Here is a 17822-nt window from a genome sequence, read left to right as displayed (position 1 = left end):
TGTTAAGCCTGATAGGTCAGCGTTTTAACGGCGCCGCCAAAGATTTTTGTGAAGCCTGCAATCATGCTGATGGAAGCACGTTCCAGCTGACGGTCAATCAGCTTATCATAATCGGTGACAATATCACCGGCCTGAACCATTTCCAGTGCGCAGGTACTGTCAAGACCAACCACTGTTTTAGAGGGCACATCCGGCACATGCAAAAGATTTGCACCAACCGGTGTCCCCAATTTTCCGGTTCCCTGAAAATTCAGTCCCGCTTTCGCATCTTTCAATTCGGAAATATTCAGAAGGTCCTGAACCGCTTCAGTTCCCGCCAAAATAGTGTTCATCTGATAAGGAGAAAGCGAAGCCCAAAGAGAAACTAGATCTTTATAAGCGACTCCGCTAGTCCCAGAAGCTTTAATAGAAGCCGCATTATCTTTTCCATCGTCTCCATGGAGCAAAACATCTACCGCGTCACCAAGCTGTGCGCGGGCAATATAGGCACCGATTTGGCGCAGCGTAACTGTAAAAAGATCCAGCCGCTGGAATCGTAAAGCTTCATAACTTGCCACCAACATGCGACCACGTTTTTGGAGTTTTACCAGATGATCCTGTACGTGAACAACGGTTTCCGGAATTTTTGCACCTTCCGCTACCGGCTTAAATGACTTTTCCTCGTTCGTCGGTGTACTGGTAATGGTACGATAGTCAAGACCTTCTACCTGTGTGGTCGTCGCTACAATCGAAGGAAGCAGGTTTTCCTGTTCTATCCCCTGACGGACAGCCCGGCAGACATATTCCGGGAAAAGAGCGGCACTATCGCCGGACTGAAAAAATTTTTCCACCCGATCGCTGGTTCGTCCGCTTACTCGAATATCAAAACGTTTTAGCTGTCTTTGATAAGCATCCAAATTTTCGAGGGACGTCCCTTTATAGTTTTCGGAATGATCCAAAGATTCCAGCACATCCGTAAAAGACTTTCCGGTACCATACATTCCTTTTTCCAATCGCAGATTTTCATAAAAAGCCATAATAAAATCTCCTCTCTTAATTAAAGCATAATGCCAATTGTTTTAGCGTTGGAGTCTACATCGATAACTAAATAGCTTCTCCCACCCGTAGAAACAGTTGCAACGCTTTGCGCTCCGGAAGCTGCTAAGGTCTGATATCCTACCTTTGGCGCTGTCCCCGTATAAGGAATCTCCCGATATCCGTTGAGCTGAACTGCCGTAAATCCGTTTCTTACGGAATTTGCAACACCGCAAAAGACATCCCCATTTACACAGGGAACAACGGTTCCATTGTCGCTCATTTTTACCAGGCTGCCATAAGCTGTGGTATCATCGCATGCAAAGGTCACCATATTTTCTCCAAATCCATTCATAGAAACTTTCATTTTTTCTCTCTCCTTTTTGCTACAAAATCAAATACAATAGGGTTCATTGTCATTTTTCTGCGCTTTTTTCTCTCTGCACATTAGCTGAGGTGCAAGCGGTAATTTTTCCTGCAGATTTTTTTGCAGAGAATCTTCTACCTGCTCCAATTCCTCCGGAGAAAGCGCCAGAGCCATTCGTCGTACCGTATCGCCCTCAATTTCCGGATGCAGTAAAGAAATTGCTTTTACTGTTTTCTTCATCAATTTTTCACGATACCGTTTTCCCCACGCTGCGTCATCTTCCATTCCAGAATTTTTAAATCCTTTTGTTACCCCTGCTTCTCTCTGTGCAGGAACCGCTACAAAGCTCCATTCATAGGCGTCCTGCGGATTAGAAAGGACTGCACAGCAAACTTTTCCATTATAAAGTTCTCCTTTTTGATGACCGCAGGATTTTTCCCGTAAATCTGTCCCGCAGATCGAGCAGTTCATACTTCCAACGGAACAGCCAACGCTGACTTCTTTTTTCATTCCGCTGTCAATTTCCAACATTAAATCGCGATTTTTATCGCATCGCGGCAGATACGCCATTGCGACCAGTCTGCAATATGGCTCTCCTGCCATTGTTTTCCGGCTCTGATCTGTTTCCAATGCCGTATCATAAATACGGGCAACCTGTGTAGAAGCGTCCATACTATGATTAAAAATTCCGGTTTTTCCTAGAAACAGTCTCCCGAGATCAGAAAGAGCCTTTGTGGTAAAGCGCTCATAATCCCTGTCGATTTCGTTATCACACAATGCCACCCGAAAGGTATAAACTTCCTCTGCAGAAAATGGTCTTCGAGTGTATTGATTAATTTTATTCAGCGCGTCTGTGTCCGGCAGAGCACCGCTTTTTAAAACGGTTCCATTACGCATTTGCATTCTCCTTTTTCAGTTTTCGAATTTGTTCCTCCAAAAGACTTGTCTGTGCGCGTAAATGCGCCGCATTTGCAAGTTCTGTTGTATCCTGAAGCGAGATATCATCCCAGTCAATTGAGACTGTTCCGAAGCTGCCGGAAAGTCTCAGCCAAAGTGTGCAGATTTTTCGAATGATCGGTTCCAAAAGTCTTCGGTAGGATTCCAGTTCGCTCGTAAGAAGATCGGCCTGCTGGCTGCTCATTCGTTCTGTGCTGGACCAAGAAAGTCCGAGTAAAAACGGAGGGATTCCCAACTTTGCGACGATTTGTTCCAACATTTGTCTCACTGGAATTTCGCTGTCAAGGATCTGGTTATCCGCACCGATCGCCTGAATATGGACATTTCCAACCGCCACAAAATCACTTGGTTCTCTAGAAGTCATCGCCCGTTTCCATTGAGTTGCCATCTGTTCGGCACGTTCTTTTGCAAATGGTTCCCCATCTCGTCCCGGCTCACAGGTCACAGCGAATCGAACATTTCCTATACGTTCCCAGTTAACTCCCAATGTGTGAAAAATCTGCAATAAAATTCCCGTTACAAACGGCAGACTTCTCAAAAGGCTTACCCCTTTTGCCGAACCTGGGGACGGATTTAGTGCTGTTACCATTACCAGTTCCGGATAGGGAACCGGTTCGCTGCCGGAAAGAGTCCGCCTTCTCACCTCCAGAGAAAGCGGTGTTTTGGCAACTAGTTCCACATCCCGTAAAGATGCGTTGTAAAGGGCCGCAATTTGTCCATTCTGCAAAACAATTTCTCCCACCGCATTGCCGTAAGTAAGCAGTTGGTCAAGATACTCCAACAAAAAGCGTTCTAGCCCGCAGCTCGTAGCGTTTACCTGTACCGTCTGCAAAAAATTCTGCAAAGGTGCTTCTTTGTCAGCATCACTGCAATGTACCTGGAACGAGCCCATCAGCCGCAGAATCTTATCGATTGCAGCATCAATAATAGGGACCATTTGGCGCAGTTGGTCATAAAGTTGCAGCTCACCGAAATTTTGTGGAATATAGTCTCGCAAAGATGGAAAAGAATAGAAGCTATTTCTCGTCTGAACTGCAATTGCCGAAGGTTCCTGTTTCTTTTTGAATAAGGATTTCATGAATCCTCCTTTCCGCGAGGCAGAGCCAACGCCCATGCATTTTCTTCTCTGCCCAATAGATTCATAACAAAATACCGGATATCGTCCATCGCGTGATCCTCCTCTTTCACCGGTGCCTCACGGCTTTCCTGCCAGCGATATCGAGAAAATTCCCGAATGGTATTGCCGCAGGTGCTGCAAATTCGAATTTTGCCTTCTTTTAAAGCAAGGGTTGTTTTTCGAATTCCTTCGAGCACATCATTTTTAGCAGGAATCACACGAAATTTCCCGTGGCGGCGAATCACTTCTATAAAACTGGCAGCACTAGGGTCTACTGTAATCCAATGGATCTTTTTTCCCTCACAAAGCGTTTCTAATGCTTTATAATGTTCCTCATCAGTGCGGGAATCATTTTGGCGGCCATCATAGTAATATTCGTCCACCCGGTACCAAACATTTTCCTTTCTCCCCCAAAGGCCAAAAGAACTTGGATTTCTGGTTCCGTAATCGCAGCTAACCGCATATTCAGAGCAAACTCCCGGTGGAGAAAAGATCATTTGCGGCGAAGTCATAAATGGATAAATTAATCCCTGCGCGCATACCCAGCGTCCCTTAATAAAGCGCTCATAAAAAGCACCTTCATAGAGCCGCTCATAGCGTAAACGCACCTTTTTTGAGAGCCCCGGATTATCGTCCATTGTAAAATGCAAATAAAAAGCATTTCTTTCTTTGCATTTTTTGATCCATTTCTGGTAAAACCAATGAGTAGGATCTTCTGGATTGCAGTTGAACCAAAAGCGAGAATTATCCACGCTGCAGCGCGCCAGTGCTTGTTCCACAAAGGAACGCGGCATTAGGGCAACTTCGTCAAAAAAGACTCCGCAAAGTGTCAATCCCTGAATCAGCATGGCGCTGCTTTCATCTTTGCCTCCAAAGAGAAAAAAGTAGTTTTCCTTGTCTCCCTTTTTTACGAGAAACCTATTTTCGCTCCGGCGAAGTGAAACCGAAAAGCCGGCGGTACTGAGCATAGGAAGAAGGTTTCCCATTAGATTTCTCCAAAGGGAGCGAATCGTTTTTCCACAGAATGCAAAGCTTTCATGGTTAAAAGTACTCATTGCCCAAAAGATAAAACCCAGTCCCATCGACAGTGTCTTGCCACTGCGCACCGCACCGTCACAGATAATTGCATCAAAATTTTCGGTCTTGCTTTCTCTGCACCACCATGTCATCGCCGTCAGTTGCTTTTTGCTAAACCGCAGAATCATGATCGTGATTGAGCGCTTTCGCACAGGCTGATAAAGCTTCCTGCAGTGGTTCTCCTTCCGAATGGTTTTGATAAGCTTCCAGGCATTCCATTGCACGCAGCCGATCGTAGAATTTGATTTCCAAAATACCATCTTTTCCTCTGCGAATCTCCTGCACACAATAAAGATCCAGCTTATCAAAATTTGGCAGTGATTCCTCTTCTCGTAAAAAGAGCAGCCGTACTGCACTTCCGATTCCGCCGAAGGCCAGTTTCCGGTAGCCGTCTTCCACGGTCTTTGGATATTTCATTTCATTCCTCCTTTCATTTCACCGGAAAACAAACAAAAGAATTCGCCTTAATCAGCGAATTCTTTCAAAATATTAATATTCTTTTATCAAAATGTTTGACCTGGTTTTAAAAACGAATTGATTTTGTTTTCAAAGCGTGATACAATCATTTTAATAAAATGTAAAGGGGAGGTTTCCTTCTGTGCCCAATTACGTAATTGTCACTGATTCTTCCTGTGATCTTAACCAAGAGATAGCCGAACAGTTGGAGCTAAAGGTTTTGCCGCTTTCGTTTCATCTTGATGGAAAAGAGCATAAAAACGAGCTAGACTGGCCAGAAATTACACCGGAAAAATTCTACAAAAAGCTGCGTGAAGGTTCGTCCTGTACGACTAGTGCCGTCAACATGGAATCTTTTAAAAATTTGATGGAAACCTATTTAAAAGAGGGTCTGGATGTTTTATGTCCCTGCTTTTCTTCAGGATTAAGCGGTACCTACCAAGCGGCCAAAATGGCTGGAGAAGAGCTGACTGCTCTTTATCCGGAGCGAAAAATCTATGTAATTGATACTCTCTGTGCATCGCTTGGGCAAGGCCTTTTAATTTGGTATGCTGCTAACCAGCGTTTAAATGGAAAATCAATTGACGAAGTACGGGATTGGATTGAAAAAAACAAACTTCATCTTTGCCATTGGTTTACGGTTGATGATTTAAATTTCCTCAAGCGTGGCGGAAGAGTCAATAGTGCCGCGGCACTGTTTGGTACTGTTCTCGGCATTAAACCGGTCATGCATGTAGATAATAATGGGCACTTAATTCCGATTAGTAAGGTACGCGGCCGCAAAGCTTCTCTGGATTCTTTAGTTGATCATATGGCTCAAACCGCCACTGACCCAAAAAATCAAACGGTTTTTATCAGCCATGGGGATTCCAAAGAAGATGCAGAATATGTAGCAAATCAGATAAAAGAGCGATTGGGAACAAAAACGGTTTTTATCAATTTTATAGGCCCCGTGATTGGTGCCCATGCAGGTCCAGGAACCATTGCTTTGTTTTTTCTTGGAACCAACCGCTAAATGTAAGAATAATAAAAAGGCCTGTCCCGAAAAATCATTCGGTGGCAGGTCTTTTTTATATTCATAAAACAATTACAGAAGACTTTGTTGTGGATCAAGAAAAAGTTGTTTGCGTGCAATATCAATAAACGACGCCATTGATTTTGTCATATAAGCGCCTTTCCGGTAAGCCAGAAATACTGGACGTTTAGAGCGCGGATCTCCAATTCGATAAAAAACCAAATGAGAATTTCCCGGCTGCATTTTTACTAATAAATCAGTAGCAAACGTAACGCCTAATCCTTGACTGCAAAAATTATAGGCAGTCATCATCTGACTTAGCCGCATAGAAGAACGGGGCACAAAGCCTGCTTCCTCACAAATTTCCACTCCTCTTGCATAGAGATCATGCCCTGGTTTCATCAGAACAAAAAGTTCTTCCGAGAAGCACTTTAAAGGAACTGCCGGCATTTTGGAAAGTTGATATCGATTCTCATGAATATCCTTCGCGGTCATCTGATACTTGCGTAATTTTTGATTGATGGGATTTTCTTGAGGCACACAGAGCAAAACGGTCTCTTCAATAAAAGGAACCATTTCGTAAGCAGATTCCTTTACGGTACCGCCATCCATAATCAGGTCAATTGGATGCTCTTTAATTCTTTCGTAAAGAGATACCGAGTCTCCTTCCACTACCTGTACCTGAATTCCAGGAAAACGACGTTTAAACTCCTTAATAATCGGCGGTAAAAGATAAGAGGAATAAAAATGGGTTCCGCCGATTGTAATCGTTCCAGTTTTCATATCAGAAAGATCGTTTAGATAACGAATCAGATCTTTTTCATCGGTTAAAATTTTTTCCGCCGTATCGATATAAGCTCGTCCGGCTTCGGTCAGTTCAATCGGTGTTACATTCCGATCAAAAATTTTTTGTCCGATCTGATTTTCAACCCGCTTGACATAGGTGCTCAGAGCAGGTTGGGAAATATATAGATTTTTTGCAGCCTTAGAAAAACTCCGCTCACGATAGACCTCATAAACATAAGCCATTTCCTGCAACATAGAATCGCCCCATAACATTTTACTATAATTGATATACAAATATATGTATTTGATTATATCAGCAACTCATTGTATAATCAAGGTGCAGTTAAGGAGTGACTTCTTACGAATAGATTTTTCCCATTCCTTGGCCGTCTTACATTGATTATAAGGACTCGCTTCCAATATCTTTTTATCAGCTAAAAAGGCATCCTATCCTTTGGATAGAATGCCTTTTTAGTTTCTTTCTAATTATCGCTTTTATCTTCTAAAAGAGTGACCTGCACATCAACATTTTCTCCTTGATTAACCGAAAAGACCGTTAAAGTGACAGAATCTCCTGCATGATATTTTCCCATCATATTTGTCATATCACTGAAAGAATCGACCTGTTCCCCATCGATTTGTAATAGAATATCTCCGGCATTTATTTTGGTCCCCTTAAGAGGGCTGTCATCGTTGATTGAATAAATAGAGACACCACCGTCAATATCATAGGCATTCTGTTCCCAACCACTAAGATTTTTAACGGTGATCCCAAGGCGGCCACGGCCATTGACATAGCCATTAGAAATCAGCTGGTTAATAATATCAGCAGTCTGATTAATCGGAATCGCAAAGCCCATACCTTCCACGCCGCTTGCAATAATTTTATTGGAAGTAATTCCAACCACCTGTCCGTAGTCATTGATCAGTGGACCTCCGGAATTACCAGGGTTAATGGCAACATTTGTCTGGATATAGGTAATCCCGTTTTCAGAATGGCTGGTAATAGGCCGATGCAATGCAGAAATAATCCCATCCGTCATAGAATACGCATATTGAATTCCGCCGGGATTCCCGATTGCATAAGCTTTTTCACCCACCTGCATTTCGTCAGCATTTCCAAAGACAGCAGCAGGTAAATTTTGGGCACTAATTTTAAGCAGAGCTAAATCGCTGGTTTTATCATACCCTTTTACACTTGCTTCATATTCGCTGCCGTCCTGTAAAATGACTTTTACTTTGGTCTTCTTGGAATTATTAATCACATGAGAGTTCGTTAAAATCACGCCGTCACTGCTGGCAATGATCCCAGTTCCCTGACTGGTTTCGGTATTTCCGCTGCCGTCAGAAACTTCTGCAACGACTCCAACAACACTGGGGCTAACTTTCTGAAAAATTTCAGTTGCATCCATTGGGCTGCCGGTTTTAGGTACCATTGTAATTTTTGCATTAGAAGTCTCTCCGTCTTCAATATAAGGATGTTCCGGTGTTTCAAATTCACTGCTGTTAGAAGAAGGATCTTTTCCTCCAGATTCAGAAGAAGAGGGATTCTGTACTACGCCGGAATCTGTATGGTTTACTGTATAAAAGATTGATACTCCTATTCCGACAGCCAAAAAGATGACTGCTAAGCCAATAAAAACTCCCAAAATCACTTTAGTCTGCATGCTCATCTTAGGTCTTGGCCCACGCGGCATTGGTGCTCCCGGAGGTGCATAAAACCCACCAGGAGGTGGCGGATTTCCGCCAGCTCCATTCCTCTGTCCATAGCCAAAACTATTCTGACTCGGGTCCTGCGGCTCCGCTCCGTTTCCGTAAGTGCCTTTTTGCGGCATTGTGCCAGTTCCATAACCAAACCCACTCTGACTAGGATTCTGCGGCTCCGCTCTGTTTTCGTAAGCACCTTTTTGCGGCATCGTACCAGTTCCATAGCCAAAGCCATTCTGGCTAGGATTCTGCGGCTCCGCTCTGTTTCCGTAAGTGCCTTTTTGCGGCATTGTGCCAGTTCCATAACCAAAGCCATTCTGGCTAGGATTCTGCGGCTCCGCTCTGTTTCCGTAAGTGCCTTTTTGCGGCATTGTGCCAGTTCCATAGCCAAAGCCATTCTGGCTAGGATTCTGCGGTTCCGCTCCGTTTCCGTAAGTGCCTTTTTGCGGCATTGTGCCAGTTCCATAACCAAAGCCATTCGGGCTAGGATTCTGCGGCTCCGCTCCGTTTCCGTAAGTGCCTTTTTGCGGCATTGTGCCAGTTCCATAGCCAAAGCCATTCTGGCTAGGATTCTGCGGCTCCGCTCTGTTTCCGTAAGTGCCTTTTTGCGACATTGTGCCAGTTCCATAACCAAAGCCATTCGGGCTAGGATTCTGCGGGGTCACATTGATTTCAGAATGATTTTCTTCTTCAGATGTTTTAGAACAAGAGGAGTTTATTTCATCCGATGGTATCTCCACATGATCTTCCACAGGCATTCTTTCCTTGGGACAGTCTTCTGAAACTTCAGGCTGTGTGTTTTCATGATTTTCTGATTTTTCCGGAGAAATGTCCTGAGGCTGTTCTGCTTCATCATTCAAAGATTTTGTTTTCTGATCATCCGTCATACATTTCCTCCTGTATGGTGAGAATCTGTTTTGTTCTTTTTGTTTTTAGATTTTTTCAGAGACGAATGTTTTTTGGAATCCGTTTTCTTGTCCAACCGTTTTTCTGAATGTTTCTGGTTTTCCTCCAAGTAATGCTGCTTAGGCAGCCAGAAAGAAAATTCGCTAAATTCTCCTTGAACGGAACTGACTGTAATTTCTCCGCCGTGCAGTTTGATAATTGTACGTACAATGTAGAGGCCCAATCCCATCCCAGTTTTATCTTTTGAGCGTGATTTATCCGTCTTATAGAACCGCTGAAAAATCCGTGTGATTTCATCCGGCGCAATTCCTTCGCCACTGTTTTTAATATGGACGACCACCCGATCTTTTAGATCTTCCGTACGAACTTCGATATAGCCGCCTTCATTTGTAAACTTAACCGCATTTTCAATCAGATTATAGACTACCTGATGAATCATATCAGGATCTCCGTCAACTTTTATGCTGACACTGTCCTCCAGACCCCGAACTTCCAATTTTTTATCCTCAATCGGCTTTTCAAACGAAAGCATGGCATCCAGAACAGTCTGATTAATATCAAAAGTCGCCGGTCGCAGCCTAAGTTCTCCGCTGTCAATGCGAGAAAGATTCAGCATACTTTTTACTAATCTTGAAAGACGTTTTACTTCAGAAGAAACAATTTTTAAGTAATGTTCTTGTTTTTCCGGCGGAATTGTACCATCCAAAATTCCATCAATAAATCCTGAAATAGTCGTCATCGGTGTTTTAAGTTCATGACTCACATTGGCAATAAAACTGCGGCTGGAAGATTCTCCAGTAGCAAGCGAATCCGCCATATGGTTAAACGCCACTGCCAGTTCTCCCATTTCATCACGAGTCGTAACCGGTACCCGTACGCTAAAGTCCCCTTCTCCAAAGCTGCGTACTGCCGCTGCCATATCACGCAATGGCTTGACGAGATTATAGGAGAATAGCCATACGACACAAAAGCTGATCAAAAAGGCAGCCAGTGCGGCAAAAACAAACATTTTAAGCATATCCATGCGGTACATGCTTAGTGACAAAGCGCTGACAGAGTTAAAAACAGCTCCGACTGCCTTTGTCCCGTTTTCTGTAGCAACCGTAATCGGGATTCCCACAACATAACAAGATTTCTCATAAACCCCGCCCAAAGTAGATTGCCCGTCATACATTCCCGAAAGAGTCTGAGCCATCACGTTTTCCGGAATCGCCTGTTTTTGAAAAGTATCGGAAGTTCCGCGGCAAACAAGCAAAATATTGCCGCTATTATCCGTAATAAAAACATCGGACTGAGAATTTTCACTAAATGCCTTTAAAAAAGCATTTACACTTTCGGTCGCAAGCTGATAATCTCCATCTTCATCTTGGGTGACCTGTCTGGATGCAATATCGGCAATATTGCGGGCACCTTTTTCAAGAATATCCCGTTTTTCCTGTCTCCAGTTATTGCTGACAAACATCATCATTACAAGGCCAAGGAAAATGAAGCTGACAAGGATCAGCAGCATCGTGACCCGCAGATATTTTTTAAAAATCGTTCGGTCGCCAAAAGGGCTTCCGCATTTATTCTTTGACTTCAAATTTATATCCGACTCCCCATACCGTCTTTAAAGACCACTGATCTGAAACGCCCTCTAATTTTTCACGCAAACGTTTAATATGCACATCGACCGTACGGCTGTCCCCGTAGTAATCGAATCCCCAAACCTCATCCAATAGTTGATCTCTTGTAAAGACGCGGTTTGGATTGCTTGCCAAATGATAGATCAGTTCCATCTCCTTAGGCGGTGTATCAATTACTTTTCCATTGACCTTTAATTCATAATTCGTAAGATTAATAGAAAGCTTATCATACTTAACTTCTTTTACGGTATTATTTTCCGTTTTTCCGATTCTGCGCATGACCGCTTTAATACGGGCAACAACTTCTTTGGCTTCAAAAGGTTTCACGACATAATCGTCGGCACCAAGCTCCAGACCAAGCACTTTATCGAAGACTTCCCCTTTCGCGGTAATCATGATAATCGGGCATTGGCTCTTTTTTCGAATTTCACGGCAGACCTGCCAGCCGTCAAGTTCTGGAAGCATGATATCGAGCAGGACCAAATCAGGGGCCTGTGCATCGAACATTGCTAAGGCCTTGCGGCCGTCATTTGCAATCACAACGTCGAAATCTTCTTTTTCAATATATAGGCGGAGTAATTCGCAGATATTCTGGTCATCATCAACGACCAGTATTTTTCCTTGTGACATTCTGATCCCTCCAATAGAGAAAGCTTTAATTGTCTCTATTATACTTGATTTTTTTTGAGAAGTAATGAATTTTCTATAAAAAGATAAAATTTTCCGCTTTTTTTGAAGATTTTTTAAAAGAAAAGCGCCAAAATTTCCAATAAAGAAATTTTAGCGCTTAGATTGATTGGGAATCGTTTCAGCGATCTTTTAAAGAATTAAGCAAACCGCCCTTTTCAATAATATTCTGAATAAATGGAGGGAAAGGCTGTGCCTGAAAAGTTTTTCCGAGGGTTTTGTCTAAAATTTTTCCGGAATTAAAATTCACTTCCACTTCGTCGCCGTCTTTAATTTCCTGAGCAGCCTCGGGGCATTCCAAAATCGGCAGACCGATATTAATGGAATTGCGATAAAAAATCCGCGCAAAAGTACTAGCGATTACACAGGAAATTCCGCTCGCTTTAATCGCAATTGGGGCATGCTCTCGAGAAGAGCCGCAGCCAAAATTTTTATTTGCAACAATAATATCACCAGCCTTTACTTTTGATACAAATGTTGCGTCAATATCTTCCATGCAGTGCTTTGCAAGCTCCTCATGAGAAGCCGTATTCAAGTATCGGGCCGGAATAATAACATCTGTGTCTACATTGTCTCCATACTTATGAACCGTTCCGTTAGCAATCATAAAAACACGCTCCCTTCTTTAGTCAACCGCAGGCAGTTTGGCTGGATCAGTCAGAACTCCGGTCACCGCACTTGCTGCTGCAACCGCAGGGCTTGCCAGATAAACTTCGCTTTCTACATGACCCATACGCCCGACAAAATTTCGATTCGTTGTAGAAACTGCGCGTTCCCCTTTTCCGAGAATTCCCATATAACCGCCAAGACAGGGGCCGCAGGTAGGCGTACTGACAACTGCTCCCGCCTCAATAAAGATTTCCAAAAGTCCTTCCCGCAGACAGTCCAGATAAATCTGCTGTGTCGCCGGAATCACAATGCAGCGCAATCCTTTTGCGACCTTGCGTCCTTTCAGAATCGCCGCCGCCGTACGCATATCCTCCATTCGGCCATTTGTACAGGAACCGATCACCGCCTGGTCCATTTTCACTCCCGCCGCTTCATCGATCGTCTTTGTATTTTCCGGCAGATGCGGAAAACTTACAGTCGGCCGAAGTGTATTAAGGTCGATCATTACTTCGCGGGTGTATTCGGCATCCGGGTCGGCTGAATAAATTTTTGGTTCTCTCTCGAAACGCCCTTTTTCATAAGCCAAAGTCACATCATCCACCGGAAAAATTCCGTTTTTCGCGCCGGCTTCGATTGCCATATTTGAGATACAGAGGCGGTCGTCCATCGAGAGTGCCTTGACCCCCTCCCCTGTAAACTCCAAAGACTGATACAGGGCACCATCCACACCGATTTCTCCAATCAGGTGCAGAATCACATCTTTTCCTGAAACATAAGGCGGAAGCTTCCCTTTTAGTACGACCTTGATTGCAGAAGGTACTTTAAACCATGCTTTTCCGCTGATCATGCCTGCTGCCATATCGGTGCTTCCAACGCCGGTGGAAAATGCGCCTAAAGCGCCATAGGTACAGGTATGACTGTCTGCACCGATTACACAGTCTCCGGGACCCACCAAACCCTGCTCCGGCAAAAGAGCATGTTCAATTCCCATTCTGCCTACATCAAAAAAGTTTTTGATATCATATTTTCCAGCAAAATCACGAGTCTGCCGGCATTGTTCCGCAGCTTTAATATCTTTATTTGGCACAAAATGATCAAGAACCAGTGCAATGCGATTCTTATCGAAAATGCTCTGTGCACCGCATTTTTCAAATTCATTAATTGCAACCGGACTAGTGATGTCATTTCCCAAAACCAGATCCAGTTTTGCCTCAATTAGCTGTCCGACGGTTACACTTTCCAAGCCGGCATGCGCTGCTAAAATTTTCTGCGTCATGGTCATTCCCACGGTTCAAGACCTCCCTTTATTTTGAATGATTTGAGTATAACAGATTTTTGTTGATTAAATTGTAAACTATGATACAATTTAAGAAGAATTTTTAAGGGGGAAATTGATATGCAAGAAGGAATGGATTTCCATTTTGAAACGCCCAAAAACGGCTGGTCGGATCTAATTAAAGGGCTTCCTGCAAAGACTTATGAAAAAGGAGAAATCCTTTATCTTCAAGGGCAGCAGGATTCTTATTTTTACTATCTCAAGTCAGGAAAGGTAAAAATTTTTCTGACTTCAGAAAAGGGCATGGAGAAAACGCTGACACAGCTTTCCCCGGATAGTCTTTTCGGAGAAGCAGCATTCTTGGATGGTCTTCCGAGAATGTCCTCAGCAAAAGTGACCGAAGATGCCGAAGTCATTCCGATCGGGCGTGCGGAATTAGTTGCCCGATTCCGGGAATCTCCGAATCTTGCACTGCAGATGCTGCAATTCCTGGCAAAGACAGTGCGAATGCTTTCTTCTCAAGTAGATACGATCAGCTTTCTGCCTGCAGAAACGCGCGTCTCTCAGCAGCTTTTAGCACTTCCCCGAAAGAATGGCTGTGTTACCTGTACGCAGCAGGATCTAGCAGAATTGACCGGCTCTTCCCGTGTAACGGTCAGTAGGGTAATCCGCCACTTTTCTGAAAAAGGATGGATTCACTGCAGCTACCGCTCCATCTGTATTTTGGACCCGGAAGCATTAGAAGGACTTTTATAAGTACTATTTTTAATATTAATAAATATGAAAACCAAATGTAAAATCGTAAAAACAGATAAAAAAATCCGGCTGATTTTCTCATAACGAGTCAGCCGGATTTTTCTATTCTTTTTAATTTTTTATTTAATCAACAACTGCACCATGCATTCCGTCTGTTACCAATTTTGCATAGCGCTTCAGATACCCGGTTAATTTCTTTTCGGGTGCATGCCATTCTTTGCGGCGCTTTGCCATTTCTTCTTCCGAGACGCGCACTTCCAGTGTATTTTTCATGATATCAATTGAAATCAGGTCTCCGTCTTTCACCAAAGCAATCGGGCCGCCAACTGCTGCTTCCGGAGAGACATGGCCAATCGCAGCGCCACGGGTCGCGCCTGAAAAACGTCCATCTGTAATCAACGCAACGCTTTCTCCAAGGCCGCACCCCATAATTGCAGAGGTGGGATTCAGCATTTCGCGCATTCCAGGTCCGCCTTTGGGGCCTTCATAGCGAATAACAATTACATCTCCCTCATGAATCTTGCCTCCGGTAATTGCCGTCATTGCATCTTCTTCACATTCAAAAACGCGTGCAGGTCCTTCATGTGCGAGCATAGAAGGCGATACTGCCGAACGCTTTACCACACAGCCTTCCGGTGCAAGATTGCCGTGCAGAACGGCAATTCCTCCGGTCGTGCTGTAAGGATTGTCAATAGGACGAATGACTTCGGGATCACGGTTTTTACAGGGCGCAATATTTTCTCCGACCGTTTTCCCGGTAACCGTCATCAAATCGGTATGAAGCAGGTTCTTTTTCGTAAGCTCATTCATCACCGCATAAACGCCGCCTGCCTCATTAAGGTCTTCCATATAAGTATGGCCGGCCGGAGCCAAATGGCAAAGATTCGGCGTGCGGTCACTGATCTGATTTGCAATCGAGAGATCAATCTCAATTCCGCATTCATGGGCGATCGCCGGCAAATGCAGCATACTGTTTGTACTGCAGCCGAGAGCCATATCCACTGTTAAAGCATTTTCAAACGCTTCTTTTGTCATAATATCCCGGGGCAGAATATTTTTCTTTAAGAGCTCCATAACTTGCATTCCGGCGTGCTTTGCCAGCATTAGACGTTCGGAATAAACTGCCGGAATGGTTCCGTTTCCTTTCAGTCCCATTCCAAGAACTTCCGTCAGACAGTTCATCGAATTTGCGGTATACATTCCCGAACAGGAACCGCAGGTCGGGCAGGTATGATATTCAAAATCTTTGAGTTTTGCTTCATCAATTTTTCCAGCAGCAAAGGCGCCTGCCGCTTCACTTGCGCTGGAAAAGCTTGTTTTCTGCCCATCTACTCTGCCGGCCATCATCGGGCCGCCGGAAACAAATATGGTAGGAAGATTTAACCGCGCTGCCGCCATCAAGAGTCCTGGCACATTTTTATCGCAGTTCGGCACCATTACCAGTGCATCAAAGGCGTGGGCTAAAGCCATTGCTTCTGTGCTGTCGGCAATCAGTTCCCGGGTAACCAAAGAATATTTCATTCCACGGTGTCCCATAGCAATTCCGTCGCAAACCGCAATCGCTGGAAAGGCCAAGGGGGTTCCACCCGCCATGGAAACGCCCATTTTAACAGCCTCCACAATTTTATCCAGGTTCATATGTCCCGGAACAACCTCATTTTGTGAGCTGACAATTCCGATCAGAGGCCGCTCAATCTCTTCATCGGTTAAACCCAGCGCATGGAAAAGCGCACGTTTAGGCATATCATTTCTGACTGCATCACTGTTCATGATTCTACACTCCTTTGATTTTTTCGGAAAATCCCCCCGAAATTTTTATTGTTTCGATTATAGCACAAGAAAAAAGCACTTGTAAACAACAAGCGTTACACTCTCTTAAAAAGAATTAGTATTTTGATCTCCACAGAAAAAGCAACACAAAACAAAGTGATCAGTCTCCAGCTCTTTTCATTTCATTGTAAAATGAATCAGGATTGCTTAAATTTTAAGTGATACCGCTTTTTTATGTCAAAGATCAAGGAAAAAAGCCCCTATAAAAATCCAATTGATGGGATCTCTAAATAAAATTAGACGTTTCTTTGACGGACCTTTGCTATACTCAAGTAGAAAGCAGTAGAGTTCGGTTGGTCATCAAAGCCGAGTCTACAAAACACGGGATTTTAACTATGTAGGGAGGTATTTTTTAGAATGACTTTTGAAACCATCGACAATGTCCTTCAGATCAGTACCAACTCCGTTATGACCATCGCTATGGCGGCAGTTCTTCTGCTGATCGGCTACTTTGTAAACAGCAAAGTCAGTTTCCTCCGCAAATACTGTATTCCCGCGCCGGTGGTAGGTGGTTTTCTGTTTATGTTTATCACCTTTTTGGGCCATACGAGCGGAACGTTTGCCTTTAAGTTCGACTCATCTTTTCAGGATCCGTTCATGCTGGCATTCTTTACCACAGTCGGATTGGGTGCAAGCTTTGCACTGCTCAAAAAAGGCGGCCTGCTTCTGATTGTTTACTGGCTCTGCGCAGGCGTTGTTTCCATTTTCCAAAACATTATCGGTATTACAGTCGGTTCTGCAGTCGGCCTGCAGGCACCCTATTCCTTATTAGCCAGTGTAATCTCCATGATCGGCGGCCACGGCGCAGCGCTTGCTTATGGCAGTACATTCGCGCAAATGGGCTATGCCCCCGCCCCGTTAGTTGGCGCTGCCACCGCTACATTCGGATTGATCTCGGCCGTTCTGGTCGGCGGACCGGTCGGACGCAGGCTGATTGAAAAATATCACCTCAAGCCTGACGAAAGTGAAAACTTCGATACCGACGTCACCTCTGTAAACGCTATGACCTCTGAAAAGCGCAACGGCCTCGACGTTATGAAAAACGTAACCGCTATTCTCGTCTGCATGGCTCTCGGTATGGTGGTTTCCGGATGGATCGGCAGTCTGATCGGCATGAGCTTTCCTACTTATGTTGGCGCAATGTTTATCGCGGTCATTCTGCGCAATATCAATGAAAAAACCCATTTTTATAAATTTGATTTTTCGCTGGTCGAAGGTATCGGCGACGTCATGCTGAACTTATATCTATCGATTGCAATGATGACTCTGCGTTTGTGGGAGCTTGCAGATCTCGTCGGCGGCGTGCTGGTCATCCCCGTCTGCCAGGTAATCTTTATGGTTCTTGTCAGCTACTTTATTATCTTCCGCATTCTCGGTAAAAACTATGATGCCGCTGTTATGTGTGCCGGCCTTTGCGGTCACGGACTTGGCGCAACCCCGTCTGCCATTGTCAATATGACTGCAATTAATGAACGTTATGGAATGTCCCGCCGCGCAATGATGATCGTCCCGATCGTCGGCGCATTCCTCGTAGACATTATCTATCAACCGCAAACGATCTGGTTTATTAAGACATTTGTTCATGCGATCACCGGCTGATTCCTGTTGCGAAATACTTTTTTCGATAAAACCAAATC

At 44.2% G+C, this 17822-nt stretch carries 16 protein-coding genes; 3 read left to right on the top strand and 13 right to left on the bottom strand.

Translation table 11 applies throughout. The annotated features are described in order from the left end of the window. Nucleotides 1-2: 2 nt before the first annotated feature. From OP489_RS01055 to OP489_RS01030, 6 genes are read right to left on the bottom strand one after another with little or no spacing between them, the layout of a single operon-like run. Nucleotides 3-1016 carry a phage major capsid protein gene (locus OP489_RS01055; protein ID WP_266162536.1) on the bottom strand — a complete coding sequence of 338 codons (1014 nt, stop codon included), beginning with the start codon at nucleotides 1014-1016 and terminating at the stop codon, nucleotides 3-5. Between the two features lie 20 nt (nucleotides 1017-1036). Next, complete coding sequence (locus OP489_RS01050; protein WP_266162535.1) at nucleotides 1037-1381, bottom strand: hypothetical protein; 345 nt, start codon at nucleotides 1379-1381, stop codon at nucleotides 1037-1039. A gap of 27 nt (nucleotides 1382-1408) precedes the next feature. Next, nucleotides 1409-2278 (bottom strand): hypothetical protein, encoded by an 870-nt coding sequence (locus tag OP489_RS01045; protein WP_266162534.1) that lies wholly within the window; start codon nucleotides 2276-2278, stop codon nucleotides 1409-1411. Further along, nucleotides 2271-3416, bottom strand: coding sequence for a serine/threonine protein phosphatase (locus tag OP489_RS01040; RefSeq protein ID WP_266162533.1), 1146 nt, complete (start codon nucleotides 3414-3416; stop codon nucleotides 2271-2273). Before OP489_RS01040 ends, OP489_RS01045 begins: the two co-directional genes overlap by 8 nt. Then, nucleotides 3413-4684 (bottom strand): PBSX family phage terminase large subunit, encoded by a 1272-nt coding sequence (locus OP489_RS01035; RefSeq protein WP_266162532.1) that lies wholly within the window; start codon nucleotides 4682-4684, stop codon nucleotides 3413-3415. The genes OP489_RS01040 and OP489_RS01035 overlap by 4 nt, the downstream gene beginning before the upstream one ends. Continuing rightward, nucleotides 4644-4949 carry a hypothetical protein gene (locus OP489_RS01030; RefSeq protein ID WP_266162531.1) on the bottom strand — a complete coding sequence of 102 codons (306 nt, stop codon included), beginning with the start codon at nucleotides 4947-4949 and terminating at the stop codon, nucleotides 4644-4646. The genes OP489_RS01035 and OP489_RS01030 overlap by 41 nt, the downstream gene beginning before the upstream one ends. Before the next feature lie 181 nt (nucleotides 4950-5130). Here OP489_RS01030 and OP489_RS01025 point away from each other — a divergent pair, with 181 nt between their 5' ends. Continuing rightward, entirely contained in the window at nucleotides 5131-6003 is an 873-nt protein-coding gene (locus OP489_RS01025; RefSeq protein ID WP_266162530.1) for a DegV family protein, read from the top strand. Between the two features lie 72 nt (nucleotides 6004-6075). On the opposite strand, the gene OP489_RS01020 is transcribed toward OP489_RS01025, so the two are convergent. From OP489_RS01020 to leuC, 6 genes are all read right to left on the bottom strand, one after another. Then, complete coding sequence (locus OP489_RS01020; RefSeq protein ID WP_266162529.1) at nucleotides 6076-7044, bottom strand: LysR family transcriptional regulator; 969 nt, start codon at nucleotides 7042-7044, stop codon at nucleotides 6076-6078. Nucleotides 7045-7271: 227 nt separating this feature from the next. Then, a complete protein-coding gene (locus tag OP489_RS01015) occupies nucleotides 7272-9383 on the bottom strand; it encodes a S1C family serine protease (protein ID WP_266162528.1) in 2112 nt (703 codons plus the stop codon). Continuing rightward, on the bottom strand, nucleotides 9380-10984 hold the full coding sequence (locus OP489_RS01010; RefSeq protein ID WP_266162527.1) for an ATP-binding protein: 1605 nt from the start codon (nucleotides 10982-10984) through the stop codon (nucleotides 9380-9382). Before OP489_RS01010 ends, OP489_RS01015 begins: the two co-directional genes overlap by 4 nt. Then, complete coding sequence (locus tag OP489_RS01005) at nucleotides 10968-11657, bottom strand: response regulator transcription factor (RefSeq protein ID WP_180341655.1); 690 nt, start codon at nucleotides 11655-11657, stop codon at nucleotides 10968-10970. Before OP489_RS01005 ends, OP489_RS01010 begins: the two co-directional genes overlap by 17 nt. A 178-nt stretch (nucleotides 11658-11835) precedes the next feature. Further along, the gene (gene leuD / locus OP489_RS01000; protein ID WP_266162526.1) at nucleotides 11836-12321 is read right to left on the bottom strand and encodes a 3-isopropylmalate dehydratase small subunit; all 486 of its coding nucleotides are present in this window, start codon (nucleotides 12319-12321) and stop codon (nucleotides 11836-11838) included. 18 nt (nucleotides 12322-12339) lie between these two features. Continuing rightward, the gene (gene leuC, locus OP489_RS00995; RefSeq protein WP_266162525.1) at nucleotides 12340-13611 is read right to left on the bottom strand and encodes a 3-isopropylmalate dehydratase large subunit; all 1272 of its coding nucleotides are present in this window, start codon (nucleotides 13609-13611) and stop codon (nucleotides 12340-12342) included. Between the two features lie 108 nt (nucleotides 13612-13719). Here leuC and OP489_RS00990 point away from each other — a divergent pair, with 108 nt between their 5' ends. Continuing rightward, nucleotides 13720-14355 carry a Crp/Fnr family transcriptional regulator gene (locus tag OP489_RS00990; RefSeq protein ID WP_266162524.1) on the top strand — a complete coding sequence of 212 codons (636 nt, stop codon included), beginning with the start codon at nucleotides 13720-13722 and terminating at the stop codon, nucleotides 14353-14355. A gap of 123 nt (nucleotides 14356-14478) precedes the next feature. Here the strand turns inward: OP489_RS00990 and ilvD are convergent, their stop codons facing one another. After that, nucleotides 14479-16125 carry a dihydroxy-acid dehydratase gene (gene ilvD, locus OP489_RS00985; protein WP_266162523.1) on the bottom strand — a complete coding sequence of 549 codons (1647 nt, stop codon included), beginning with the start codon at nucleotides 16123-16125 and terminating at the stop codon, nucleotides 14479-14481. 417 nt (nucleotides 16126-16542) lie between these two features. Here ilvD and gltS point away from each other — a divergent pair, with 417 nt between their 5' ends. After that, nucleotides 16543-17784: a sodium/glutamate symporter gene (gene gltS / locus OP489_RS00980; RefSeq protein WP_266162522.1), complete on the top strand. Its 1242-nt coding sequence runs from the start codon at nucleotides 16543-16545 to the stop codon at nucleotides 17782-17784. Nucleotides 17785-17822 lie beyond the last annotated feature (38 nt).

This window comes from Caproicibacterium sp. BJN0003, assembly GCF_026314295.1.
In the GTDB taxonomy this organism is placed as follows: Bacteria; Bacillota; Clostridia; order Oscillospirales; family Acutalibacteraceae; genus Caproicibacterium.
The sequence above is the reverse complement of the archived record's forward strand: the minus strand, read 5'-3'. Positions and strand labels throughout refer to the sequence as shown.